11 protein-coding genes are annotated in these 11,080 nt (G+C 69.6%); 7 read left to right on the top strand and 4 right to left on the bottom strand.

The genetic code is table 11. The features are described 5' to 3' along the window. The first annotated feature begins 68 nt into the window (after positions 1 to 68). The 4 genes from AC1DW0_RS24995 to AC1DW0_RS25010 are packed head-to-tail and all read left to right on the top strand — an operon-like array spanning position 69 to position 4,130. The gene (locus tag AC1DW0_RS24995) at positions 69 to 560 is read left to right on the top strand and encodes a MarR family winged helix-turn-helix transcriptional regulator (RefSeq protein ID WP_056191549.1); all 492 of its coding nucleotides are present in this window, start codon (positions 69 to 71) and stop codon (positions 558 to 560) included. After that, positions 551 to 2,410, top strand: a complete 1,860-nt coding sequence (gene arsN2 / locus AC1DW0_RS25000) for an arsenic resistance N-acetyltransferase ArsN2 (protein WP_477948653.1) — start codon at positions 551 to 553, stop codon at positions 2,408 to 2,410. The genes AC1DW0_RS24995 and arsN2 overlap by 10 nt, the downstream gene beginning before the upstream one ends. Positions 2,411 to 2,412: 2 nt before the next feature. After that, positions 2,413 to 3,597, top strand: coding sequence for an MFS transporter (locus tag AC1DW0_RS25005; protein WP_477948655.1), 1,185 nt, complete (start codon positions 2,413 to 2,415; stop codon positions 3,595 to 3,597). Beyond that, positions 3,594 to 4,130 (top strand): arsinothricin resistance N-acetyltransferase ArsN1 family B, encoded by a 537-nt coding sequence (locus tag AC1DW0_RS25010; protein WP_457445807.1) that lies wholly within the window; start codon positions 3,594 to 3,596, stop codon positions 4,128 to 4,130. The genes AC1DW0_RS25005 and AC1DW0_RS25010 overlap by 4 nt, the downstream gene beginning before the upstream one ends. On the opposite strand, the gene AC1DW0_RS25015 is transcribed toward AC1DW0_RS25010, so the two are convergent. From AC1DW0_RS25015 to AC1DW0_RS25025, 3 genes are read right to left on the bottom strand one after another with little or no spacing between them, the layout of a single operon-like run. Next, positions 4,114 to 5,643 carry a tryptophan halogenase family protein gene (locus tag AC1DW0_RS25015; RefSeq protein WP_477948657.1) on the bottom strand — a complete coding sequence of 510 codons (1,530 nt, stop codon included), beginning with the start codon at positions 5,641 to 5,643 and terminating at the stop codon, positions 4,114 to 4,116. The two genes, AC1DW0_RS25010 and AC1DW0_RS25015, sit on opposite strands and share 17 nt — an antisense overlap. Further along, positions 5,640 to 6,137: a PIN domain-containing protein gene (locus AC1DW0_RS25020; protein ID WP_056191541.1), complete on the bottom strand. Its 498-nt coding sequence runs from the start codon at positions 6,135 to 6,137 to the stop codon at positions 5,640 to 5,642. The genes AC1DW0_RS25015 and AC1DW0_RS25020 overlap by 4 nt, the downstream gene beginning before the upstream one ends. A gap of 7 nt (positions 6,138 to 6,144) precedes the next feature. Continuing rightward, complete coding sequence (locus AC1DW0_RS25025; protein ID WP_056191539.1) at positions 6,145 to 6,396, bottom strand: type II toxin-antitoxin system Phd/YefM family antitoxin; 252 nt, start codon at positions 6,394 to 6,396, stop codon at positions 6,145 to 6,147. Between the two features lie 206 nt (positions 6,397 to 6,602). Here AC1DW0_RS25025 and AC1DW0_RS25030 point away from each other — a divergent pair, with 206 nt between their 5' ends. Both AC1DW0_RS25030 and AC1DW0_RS25035 read left to right on the top strand, forming a co-directional pair. Next, positions 6,603 to 7,967: a cation:proton antiporter gene (locus AC1DW0_RS25030; RefSeq protein WP_477948660.1), complete on the top strand. Its 1,365-nt coding sequence runs from the start codon at positions 6,603 to 6,605 to the stop codon at positions 7,965 to 7,967. A gap of 138 nt (positions 7,968 to 8,105) precedes the next feature. After that, positions 8,106 to 8,648 (top strand): HPP family protein, encoded by a 543-nt coding sequence (locus AC1DW0_RS25035; RefSeq protein ID WP_477948662.1) that lies wholly within the window; start codon positions 8,106 to 8,108, stop codon positions 8,646 to 8,648. Here AC1DW0_RS25035 and AC1DW0_RS25040 read toward each other — a convergent pair. Next, the gene (locus AC1DW0_RS25040) at positions 8,645 to 9,751 is read right to left on the bottom strand and encodes an alpha/beta fold hydrolase (RefSeq protein WP_477948664.1); all 1,107 of its coding nucleotides are present in this window, start codon (positions 9,749 to 9,751) and stop codon (positions 8,645 to 8,647) included. The genes AC1DW0_RS25035 and AC1DW0_RS25040 overlap by 4 nt on opposite strands. Positions 9,752 to 9,913: 162 nt before the next feature. On the opposite strand from AC1DW0_RS25040, the gene AC1DW0_RS25045 reads away from it, so the two are divergent. Then, positions 9,914 to 11,041: an AAA family ATPase gene (locus AC1DW0_RS25045; RefSeq protein ID WP_477948666.1), complete on the top strand. Its 1,128-nt coding sequence runs from the start codon at positions 9,914 to 9,916 to the stop codon at positions 11,039 to 11,041. The last annotated feature ends 39 nt before the right edge of the window (positions 11,042 to 11,080 follow it).

Below are 11,080 nucleotides of genomic sequence, written 5' to 3' on the forward strand. Positions count from 1 at the left end.
GTAGTTGCTATTGACAACGAACAAAGCGGACCTCAACATGCGCCCGGATAGTTGCTATACACACCCAAATGACCGAGTCCGCCCCCGGCAGCCTGTTGCGCGAAGTGGCGCGCCTGTACACCCGCGCCCAGCGCGTCGTGGCCGACTGCTGCCGCACCACCAGCACGCAATGCCATCTGCTGACCGAGCTGGGCCGCTCCGGGCCGCTGCCGCTGTCGGAACTGGGCACGCGGGTCAGCCTGGAGAAGAGCTGGGTGTCGCGTGCCGTGGAGGCCATGGCAGCCCGTGGGCTGGTGAGCAAGGAGCCGAACCCGCTCGACGCAAGGAGCTGGCTCGTCACGCTCACCGCCGACGGCGAACGCACCGTCCGTGAGCTGAACCAGACCCTCGACGACCATGCCCAGCAGTTGCTGGCATCCCTGAGCGAGCGCGAACGCGCCGCCGTCGAGACCTCTTTGCTGACGCTCCTGAAGGCATTGCGCGAAGACCCGGCCGCGACCTGCTGCCTGCCGCCCCAAGTGCTGAAGGAGCCCATCCAGGATTCCAAACCATGCTGTTGAACGACACCCCCTCCCTGCGCCAGGCCGGCGCCGCCGACTGGCCCGCCATCGAAGCCCTGCTGCTGGCGAACAAGTTGCCCACCGAGGGCGCGCAGGCGCACCTGCCCACCTATCTGCTTGCCATCAGCAATGGCGAGGTCGTTGGCTGCGCCGGCGCCGAGGTCTACGGCCATGTCGCCGGAACCATCGCGCTGCTGCGCTCGGTGGCCATTGCGCCGGGCCTGCACAAGCAGGGCATCGGGCGCCTGCTCGTCGAGCGGCTGCTGCAGGAAGCCCGCTCGCGCGACATCGCGGCCCTCTATCTGCTGACCGTCACGGCGCCGGAGTACTTCGCGCAATACGGCTTCAAGCGCATCAAGATCGAGGAGGCGCCCCAGGCGCTGAAAGCCTCGGCCGAGTTCCAGGGCGCCTGCCCGGCCTGTGCGGCACTGATGACGCTGGTGCTGCGTGAAGCGCCGGTCGCCGATGGCGCGCTGCCGGTCGCGGTGCTTGGCGCCGGGCCGGTCGGGCTGGCGGCGGTCGCCCAGCTCATCGAGCGCGGCTTGCCGTTTGTCGCGCTGGAGGCCGGCGCGACGGTGGGCGCCAATCTCGTCGACTACGGCCATGTGCAGCTGTTCTCGCCGTGGCAGTTCGACGTCGACCCCGCGATGGCCCGCCTGCTGTTGCCCACTGGCTGGACAGCGCCGCCGGCGGCCGAGCTGCCCAAGGCCGGCGAGGTGGTCGAGCGCGTGCTCAAGCCGTTTGCGGCCCTGCCGCAGGTGGCCGGCGCGTTGAAGCTGGGCGCACGCGTCGTGGCCGTCAGCCGCGAGGGTTTCGACAAGGTCAAGAGCGCCGGGCGCGACCAGGCTGCCTTCCTGATCCGCTACGAGCAAGGCGGCGAAGTGCACGAGCTGCGCGCCCGCGCCGTCATCGACGCAACCGGCACCTGGAACCAGCCCAATCCGGTCGGCGCCAACGGCCTGCACGCCATCGGCGAGACCGAGGCAGGGGCGCAGATCTTCTACGGCATTCCGGACGTGACGGGCGCACAGCGGGCGCGCTACGAGGGGCGGCGCACCCTGGTCGTCGGCGCCGGCCACTCGGCCGCGAATGCGCTGCTGGCGCTGGCCGAACTGGCCAGGCAGTCGCCCGGCACGCGCCTGGCCTGGGCCGTGCGCACGCCGACGCTGCAGCGCGTCTTCGGCGGTGGCGACGCGGACGCCTTGCCTGCCCGCGGCGCGCTGGGCACGTCGCTGCGCCGGCTGCACGATGGCGGTGCACTGGAGTTCTTCGCTGGCCTGCGCATCACGCGGATCGAGCGCGTGGGCGGGCAGCTGCGCCTCAGCGGTTTGGACCCGAGACAGCAGCCCGTCGTCGTTGACGGTGTCGACGAAATCATCTGTGCGACCGGCCAGCGCCCCGACCTGTCGCTGGCCAGCGAGCTGCGCGTCAAGCTCGACCCGTGGCTGGAATCCACCGAAGCGCTGGGGCCGCTGATCGACCCGAACCTGCACAGCTGCGGCACGGTGCGCCCGCATGGCCACCGCGAGCTGGCCCACCCGGAGCCGGGCTTCTACACCGTGGGCGTGAAGAGCTATGGCCGCGCACCGACCTTCCTGATGGCGACGGGCTTCGAGCAGGCGCGCTCGGTCGTCGCCGCTATCGCGGGCGACCTGACGGCGGCGGACCGGGTCGAACTGGAGCTGCCGGAGACGGGTGTCTGCTCGGTCAACCTGGCGGTCGAAGGCGAAGCGTCCGGCTGCTGCGGCCCGGCAGCGGTGGTGGCCGTGGCCGCGCCCAAGTCGGGCTGCGGCCCGAGCAGCTGCGCCCCCAAGCCGGCGCCGGAGCGCGCCTCGCGCTGCTGCGGCTGAGCATGGCGGCCAGCCGCCTGCGCGTCGTCGGCTCGCTGGGCACGGCCCAGACGCTGGCCTGGGCCTCGACCTACTACCTGCCGGCCATGCTGGCGCGGCCGATGGCGGCGGAGCTGGGCGTGTCGGAGCCGACGGTGTTCGCGGCCTTTTCCGCGGCCCTGGTCGTCTCGGCGATCGTTGGGCCGCACTCGGGCCGCCGCATCGACCACTGGGGCGGCCGGCCGGTGCTGATGGTGACCAGCCTGCTGTTCGCCGTCGGCCTGGCGCTGCTGGCCCTGGCCGATGGGCCGGCCGGGCTTTTCGCCGCCTGGCTGGTGTTGGGCGTGGCGATGGGCAGCGGGCTCTACGAGGCAGCCTTCGCGTCGCTGGTGAGGCTGTACGGCCATGACGCGCGCAGCGCCATCACCGGCATCACGCTGATCGCGGGCTTTGCCAGCACCGTCGGCTGGCCGTTGACGGCGGCGCTGGAGCACACCTTCGGCTGGCGCGGCGCCTGCTGGGCCTGGGCGGGGCTGCATCTCCTGGTGGGCCTGCCACTGAACGCCTGGCTGCCCAAGGCCGCGGCGCTGGCGGTGTCCACCCAGGCGCCAGCGGCTGCGAACGGCGAAGCGCCGCCGATGCGGACCGCCGCGCTGCTGGCCTGGGTGTTCGCGGTGACGTGGTTCATCAGCACGGCGATGGCTGCACATCTGCCACGGCTGCTGGACGCCGCGGGTGCCACGCCAGCGGCGGTCATCTTGATCAGCGCCCTGGTCGGCCCGGCCCAGGTCGCGGGGCGGCTGCTGGAGTTCGGTTTCCTGCGGCGCTTGCACCCCTTGCAGTCGGCGCGCGCCGCGGCGCTGATGCATCCGCTGGGCGCGGCCCTGCTGGCCGTCATCGGCGCGCCTGCCGCCATGGTGTTTGCGCTGTTGCATGGCGCGGGCAACGGCGTGCTGACCATCGCCAAGGGCACGCTGCCGCTGGCCTTGTTCGGGCCGCTGGGCTACGGGCAGCGCCAGGGCTTGCTCGTGCTGCCGGCGCGTCTGGCGCAGGCGCTGGCGCCATGGCTGTTCGGCCTGCTGCTGGCGGACTTCGGAACCGGCGTGCTGTGGTTGTCGACCGGCCTGGGCCTGAGCGCGCTGGCGGCCCTGCTTTTCATCCATGTGCCCGCGCGCACCACCCAGCCATTCATGGAGGACCCGCCTTGAAGATCCGTACTGCCGCCCCCGAGGACGGCGCCGCCGTCGCAGCCATCTATGCGCCCATCGTGGCCCACACCAGCATCTCCTTCGAGACGGAGCCGCCGGACGCGCAGGAGATGCGCAGCCGCATCGAGAAGACGCTGGCCAGCCTGCCCTGGCTGGTGGCCGAGGACGCGACCGGCGCCATCTGCGGCTATGCCTATGCCAGCAAGCACCGCGAACGCGCCGCCTACCAGTGGTCGGTGGACACGACGGTCTACGTGCGCGAGGACACACGCGGCCAGGGCGTCGGCCGGGCGCTGTACGAGAAGCTGCTGCCGCTGCTGGCCGAGCTCGGCTACTTCCAGGCCTTCGCCGGCATCGCCCTGCCCAATGCGGGCAGCGTGGGCCTGCACGAGGCGGCGGGCTTCGAAGCCCTGGGCGTGTATCGCAACGTCGGCTTCAAGAACGGCGAGTGGCGCGACGTGGGCTGGTGGCAGAAGGCGCTCAGGCCCCTGGACACACCCTCGCCGCCCCAGGCCTTCAGCGCCCCGCGTTGATCTGCTGGATCAACGCCCGGTGGCTGGGCAGATCGGCGATGGCGCGGTCGGCAAAACGCTGGATCTTGGCGAACAGCTTGTCGGCGTCCACCATCTGCGGGAAATCGCTGCGGCCGGCGCTGAGGTCGGTGGCGAAGCCCATGCCGTAGAGGATGTACTGGTAGTTGAAGAAGGCGAAGGTTTCGGTGTCGAGCACGAAGTCGAAACGGCCCGGCGGGCGCAGCTGCCACTCCTCCAGCAAGCCGGCCAGTCGATCCGGGATGGTGGCCGGCGCGGCGTTGTCGCGCCAGAAGGGCTCCTGCCGCTGGCTCAGGCAGTAGTGCAGCTTCAGGAAGTTGATGATGTTCTCGAAGCGCGCCGTCATCAGCTCGTTGAAGCGCCGCGCCGGTGCGTGCATGGGGCCGCTGTGCGGCAGCATCTCGGCAATCATGCCGACGGCCGCCTCGATGAGGACGAGGCCGGTGGCCTCCAGCGGCTCCAGGAAGCCGGCCGACAGGCCGACGGCAACGCAGTTCTTCACCCACTGCTGCTCGCGGTAGCCGGGCGTGAAGGGGATGCTGCGCATTGCCAGGTCTTCGTTGCCCGCGCCGCAGTAGCCGCGCAGGATGTCGGCGGCACGGTCGTCGCTGAGATGGTCGCTGGAATAGACGCAGCCGATGCCGCGCGCGCCGTTCAGGCCGATCTCCCACAACCAGCCCGCCTCGTGGGCGGTAGCGATGGTGGAGCTTTCCATGACCGCATTGGCATCCAGCGGCACCTTGCAGGCCAGGGCGCGGTCGACGAAGAGCTGGTGGCGCACGGACTTGAAGTTCGAACCCATCGCCCGGCCGATGAGCTCGGCGCGAAAGCCCGTGCAGTCGATATAAAGCTCGGCCTCGAAACGGCCCAGCTGGGCGGTGTCGAGATGGGCGATGGCGCCCGTCGCATCCAGCACCACGTCCGTCACCGTGCCTTCGACGTGGCGCACGCCGAGCTCACGGGCGCGCGCGGCCAGCAGCTTGGCGAGTTTGAGCGCGTCGAAGTGGTAGGCGTAGTTCAGCGGCGCCGCATAGGGCGCCTCGCCGGCCCGCTTGGGCGCGCGGTGGGCTTCGGCAACGCGCACCTGCAGCGTCATGGCCTCGGCGAAGGGCATGCGCCCGGCCTCGTCCTGCAGCAGCCAGTAGGGCACGAGGTTGAGATCCTCCGTGTAGAAGGGCGCCTCGAAGGGATGGAAGAACTGCTGATGCTGGCCCGCGGTGGGCGTGCGCGCCCAGTCGACGAAGCGGATGCCCTGCTTGAGCGTGGCCGAGGTCTCGCGGATGAAGCGCGCCTCGTCGATGCCGAGGAATTGGAGCGTGCTGCGGATGGTGGGGAAGGTGCCTTCGCCGACGCCGACGCTGCTGATGTCGGGCGACTCCAGCACGGTCACCTCCAGGTGGCTGCGCTCGGACAGCTTGAGGGCCTTGGCCAGGTAGGCGGCGGTCAGCCAGCCGGCCGTGCCGCCGCCGACGATGAGAATGCGTCGCTTGTTCATGCTCTCGTATAGAGGTTCTTCAGCCACTGCTGGCCGGTCTGGGCGCCATGGCTCCAGTCCTCGTCCTCGTCACTGGGCTGGGCGACGTAGCCGGAGGGGTTGAGCAGCTTCACGCGCCCGACGCGGAATGCCGAGACGCGGTGGGTGACGAAGGTGAGGCCATGTTCCAGCGCCGTCGCGGCGAGCAGGCCGTCGCGGGTATTGGCATAGGGCAGCTGGGCCCGGCGGCGCACGACGGCCGCGTCCACCGGCAGCACGCGGCCTTCGAAGGCGGGAATGACGCGGCTATCGATCCAGTCGCGCACGACGAGGCCGGCGGCGCGGTCCTTGCGGCCCAGGCGGGCGGCGGCGTTCTCGATCTCCAGCAGGTTCAGCGCCGAGATGAAGAGTTTTTGGCGCGGCAGGCCGGCGGCCCAGGCGGCCAGGCCGGCGTCGGACTGGCCGGCCTTGGCCTTGCGCAGTTCGAGAACGATGCTGGTGTCGAGCAGGAACATGGCGCCCTCAGGGGAGGTTTTCGCGGTGATCCCAGGCGCCATCGGCCGCGGCGTCGGCCGCATCGATCGTCACGACCTCGGGCATGGCCAGCAGCTCCAGGATGCTCTCGCCCTCGCCGGTCAGGCGGCGGTACTCGGCAATGCTCATCAGCACATGAGTGGGCTGGCCGCGGTCGGTGATGACGACCGGCTCGACCTGCGCCGCCCGCTTGGCGAGGCTGACGTCACGGTTGAAATCGCGGCTGGTGAGCAGTTTCATGGCCTCGCCAATGTACCTACCTACCTGCAACCGCGCAATTGGGATGTAGGTACATAGGCCCGGATCTGTTCGACCCAATGGATATTGAAAACCCGGCTGGCAAAGTGTTCCACGTGGTGAGAGCGCTTTCACCAAAAGAGGCAGACAACGTTGTACAAAACCGCGCGGCGGTGCGTGGCAACGGCAAAAAATCTACAGGAACAGCCATGGAATTCGACCTTCTTGCCATCATGGGCGACGTGTTCGCCAAGCATGGTCCCGCTGCGGCCGCGGCCGCCAAGACCTACGCGCCGGGCGATTTCAGCGTCCACTTCTTCCTGCAGCTCGGGCTGATCATGCTGGCGTGCCGCGTGGTTGGCTGGGCCGGCCGCAAATTCCTGGGCCAGCCCCAGGTGGTTGGAGAAATGATCGCGGGCGTCATCCTCGGCCCGTCGCTGCTGGGCCTGTTCTTCCCCGACGTGCAGTCCGCCATCTTCCCGAAGGAGATGCGCAGCGTGCTGTACTCCGGTGCCCAGCTGGGTGTGGGGCTGTACATGTTCCTGGTCGGCACGACGCTGCGACTGGACCACTTCGCGACCAAGGCGAAGAGCGCGATGGGCGTGTCCTTCGCCGGCATCGCGGCGCCCTTCTTCATCGCCTTCCTGATCACACCGCTGCTGCTCCAGGTTCCCGGGCTGTTTGCCGAAGGCATCTCCACGGCGAATGCGACCCTGTTCATGGGCGCCTGCATCGCACTGACGGCCTTCCCGATGCTGGCCCGCATCATCAACGAGCAGGGCCTGGCCAACACCTCGCTGGGCACCCTGACGCTGACGGCCGGCGCCTTCGACGACGCCGCCTCCTGGTGCGTGCTGGCCCTGGTGCTGGCGGCCTTTGGTGCGGGCCCCGGCGTGGCCGTGCTGGCCATCGGCGGCGGCGTGCTGTGGGCGGCCTTCGTCATGCTGTTCGGCAAGAAGCTGCTGGCCCCGCTGGGCCGCATGGTCGAGCGTGATGGCCACATGAGCAACACGGTGCTGGGCATCACGCTGATCTGCTTCTGCACGTCGGCCTTCATCATGGACGCCGTCGGCATCCATGCCATCTTCGGCGGCTTCATCCTGGGCGCCGTCATGCCGCGCGGCCTGTTCGCTGCCGAGCTGAAGAAGAAGGTCGAGCCGCTGACGGTGATCCTGCTGCTGCCGATGTTCTTCACCTACTCCGGCCTGAACACGCGCCTGGACATGATCAATTCGGCGCAGCTGCTGCTGATCGCCGCCGGTGTGCTGGTCGCCTCGGTGCTGGCCAAGTTCGGCGCCTGCTATCTGGCGGCCCGCATGGCGGGTGAAGACAACCGCACCGCCCTGGGCATCGGCGCACTGATGAACTCGCGCGGCCTGATGGAGCTCATCATCATCAACATCGGCCTGCAGAAGGGCATCATCGGCCCGGCCCTGTTCTCGATGCTGGTGCTGATGGCGGTGGTGACGACCATGATGGCCACGCCGCTGTTCGAGATCTTCTACGGCCGCAAGGCGCGCGCATCGGGTGAGCTGGAAGCCGTGCCCGGCACGCCGGCCAGCAACCCGGCCTGAGGCCTCGTTTCGCTCTCCTCGCCATCGCTGAGAGGTGTCGGTGGCGTTCTCAGGGGCAAGGCTGCAGGCCTGCCCCCTTTTTTATGCCCTGAGTTGGCGCGCTCCTTGCTGCGACTCCGAGACCTGCCGAGGACATCCATGAGCGAGCTTGCTCCCGACGTCGTGGCCCGCCCGCCTGCGCCGGCGCCGGCGCCCGTCGTGCATCCGCCCACGAGGGCGCCCACTTACACCCTGAGCCAGGGCGTCCTCGCCTGCGCCGGCGTGTTCACCATCATTGGCGTGCTGGCGATCGGCTCGTTCAACCTGGGCGTGCTGCTGCTGCTGGGCTCCTTCGGCTCGACCGCAGTGATGATGTTCACCTTCCCGGAGCTGCACTTCTCGCAGCCCCGCAGCGTCATCGGTGGGCATTTCATCTGCACAGCGGTGGGCCTGGCGGTGCTGGCGGTATTCGGCCCGGCGTGGTGGTCGCTCGCCGTGGCCGCGGCGGTCTCGGTGGCATTGATGATGCTCACGCGGACGATGCACCCACCCGCGGGCTCCAATCCCGTGATCGTGTTCCTCGTCGCACCCAAGTGGGGCTTTTTGCTCTTTCCCACGCTGTTTGGTGCGCTGACGATGGTGGTCGTCGCGGTGCTTTATCACCGGGCCACGCGGCGGGCGTATCCGGCGTACTGGTACTAACGCACCAACGGACGCACCTGCTCGACCAGAGCGAGCAGGAACTTGCCGGGCTCCTCGTGGGGCGCCAGATGCGCCGAGTGCTCGAACCAGACGAGCTTCTTCACCGGCGCCTTCAGCTGGGTCAACCAGGGTTCGATGACCGAGGACGGCGTCGTCAGGTCGTGGCGGCCGAGGAACATGAAGACCGGGAAGCGCGTCTCGCGGATGCGCGTGTGGTCGACGCGCCGCATGTCGGGCAGCAGGGCCGGCACCGACAGCTGGCCGCCCTGGTCGATGGCCAGGCGGTCCTCGAACTCGTAATAGGGCGACAGCCGCGCGGCGCGGAAGTAGAAATCGGCGTTGTCGCGATAGGCGGCCAGGCCGCCATAGGCCATCACCCATTTGCGCGCGACATTGACCTTGGCGAAGGGGATCTCGCCCTCGCCGGGATAGGGCGCGATGGCTTCCAGCTCGGTCAACGCGACCGTGTCATGGCGCTTGCGCGCCTCGGCCAGCAGCGCCTTATATTGCGCCTTTTCGTTGGCCTGCAGATTCATCAACGGCCCCACACCTACATAGGCGCTGACCCAGCTCGGCTTGGCCATGGCCGCGTCCAGGCCGATGACATTGCCCCAGGAATGGCCCAGCAGGACGACGCGCTCGACCTGGAGGCGCTTGCGCACCATGGCGATCAGCTCGATGAGGTCGTCCGCCATCTGCTGGCGCGTCAGCGAGGCCTTGTTGGCCGCCTCGCCCCCATGGCGCAGCGTCTTGCCGGTGCCGCGCTGGTCCCATTGCACGACGGTGAAGAAGTCCTCCCAGCCGCGCTGGTAGGGCCAGCTGCGCCCCATCTCGGCGGCACCCGGCCCACCGTGCACATAGACCAGCACGGGGTTGGCCTTGTCGGCGCCGCGGATGGTGACCCACTGCTTGAGCCCACCCAGCTCGACGGCCTCGCTGATCTCGACCGCATTCGGCGCCACGAGGCGCTGCTGGTCGGCAATCATGGGCCGCACGGTGGCGTAGGCGGGCTCGGCAGGGGGCGGTGCGACGGGGGCGTCGGCAGCCTGGGCCAGACCCGCAAACAGCGGCAGCACGGTGGACAGGATTCGACTCACGTTCATGGCAGGAATGCAGGGAGGACGGCCCACCATAGCACCGTGAATGCAGGGACCGCCGGCGGCGCCGCACCGACGACAATCGCCGCCACAGGCCTCGGGAGGAGCGGCGTCAGCGAACGTCGGCCGACGCCACATTTCCAAGAACGGCACCAGGCCGGACCTGCCATGAACGCCCTGCAAGACGCCGCGCGCCATCTGCGCGCCGCCATCCAATCCGCCACCGTGGGCCTGGTGGGCCGCGAACCCCTGGCCGAGCTCATCGTGCTGGCCGCCGTGGCCCAGGAGCACCTGCTGGTCGTCGGGCCGCCCGGCACCGGCAAGAGCGCCGTCGTGCGCCGCGTCGCCCAGGCCCTCGGCGGGCGCTATTTCGAATACCTGCTGGGCCGCTTCACCGAGCCCTCGGAACTCTTCGGCCCTGTGGACCTGCGCAAGCTGCGCGAGGGCACGGTGGAGACCGACGTCACCGGCATGCTGCCCGAGGCCGACGTGGCCTTCCTCGACGAGGTCTTCCTCGGCTCGACGGCCATCCTCAACACATTGCTGGGCATCCTCAACGAAAGGCGCTTCCGGCGCGGCCACACCCAGCTGCCCTGCCCGCTGCGGGTCTGCGTCGGCGCGGCCAATGCCCTGCCCGACGACGAGGCCCTTGCCGCCTTTGCCGACCGCTTCCTGCTGCATGCCTTCGTCGAACCGGTGCCCGACGAGCAGCTCGAATCCCTGCTGCAGGGCGGCTGGCGCTCCGACTTCGCCCACATCGACGACAGCGGTGCCCTGGCCCATCTGGACCTGCTGAGCCGGCATCTGCAGCAGGTGCAGATGGACGCTGTGCGCCCGGCCCTGGCCGACGCGCTGCGCCAGTTGCGCGCCGTGGGCATCCGCCCGTCCGACCGCCGCATCGTCAAGGCCCAGCGCCTGGTCGCCGCGGCCGCCGTGCTGGCCGGGCGCCTGCAGGCCCAGCCCTCGGACCTGTGGCCGGTGCTGTACGCCCTGCCCACCCAGGCGGCCCAGCAGCAGGCTCGCGATGCGCTGAAGGAGGTGTTCGCGCTGGCCGAGCACCCCCATCTGCATCACGCCGTCGAGGAAGCCACGCTGCAGCCGCGCTCGCGCATCGCCCGCCTGCTCGACACCGCCCGCGCCTGCCTGGAGCCGGCGGGCGAGCCCGCCCCGGTGCGGCTGGAAACCGTGCTGCGCGAGATCGACGCCAACTTCTCGGCCGAGCAGCTGCCGGCCGAGCTGGCCGAGGTGCGCGCCCAGCTGCGCGCCCGGCTGGACGCGACGACGCCGGCGCCATGAGCGGCTGGCGCTGGCGGCCGGTGGAGCAGGCCCTCGCAC

It is taken from the genome of Roseateles sp. P4_D2, assembly GCF_056401875.1.

Coding starts and splice junctions, on each gene's coding strand:
- AC1DW0_RS25005 (WP_477948655.1), top strand. CDS start 2,413: ATGGCGGCCAGCCGCCTGCGCGTCGTCGGCTCGCTGGGCACGGCCCAG.
- AC1DW0_RS25030 (WP_477948660.1), top strand. CDS start 6,603: ATGGAATTCGACCTTCTTGCCATCATGGGCGACGTGTTCGCCAAGCAT.
- AC1DW0_RS25020 (WP_056191541.1), bottom strand. CDS start 6,137: ATGTTCCTGCTCGACACCAGCATCGTTCTCGAACTGCGCAAGGCCAAG.
- AC1DW0_RS25015 (WP_477948657.1), bottom strand. CDS start 5,643: ATGAACAAGCGACGCATTCTCATCGTCGGCGGCGGCACGGCCGGCTGG.
- AC1DW0_RS25045 (WP_477948666.1), top strand. CDS start 9,914: ATGAACGCCCTGCAAGACGCCGCGCGCCATCTGCGCGCCGCCATCCAA.
- AC1DW0_RS25035 (WP_477948662.1), top strand. CDS start 8,106: ATGAGCGAGCTTGCTCCCGACGTCGTGGCCCGCCCGCCTGCGCCGGCG.
- AC1DW0_RS25040 (WP_477948664.1), bottom strand. CDS start 9,751: ATGAACGTGAGTCGAATCCTGTCCACCGTGCTGCCGCTGTTTGCGGGT.
- AC1DW0_RS25025 (WP_056191539.1), bottom strand. CDS start 6,396: ATGAAACTGCTCACCAGCCGCGATTTCAACCGTGACGTCAGCCTCGCC.
- AC1DW0_RS24995 (WP_056191549.1), top strand. CDS start 69: ATGACCGAGTCCGCCCCCGGCAGCCTGTTGCGCGAAGTGGCGCGCCTG.
- arsN2 (WP_477948653.1), top strand. CDS start 551: ATGCTGTTGAACGACACCCCCTCCCTGCGCCAGGCCGGCGCCGCCGAC.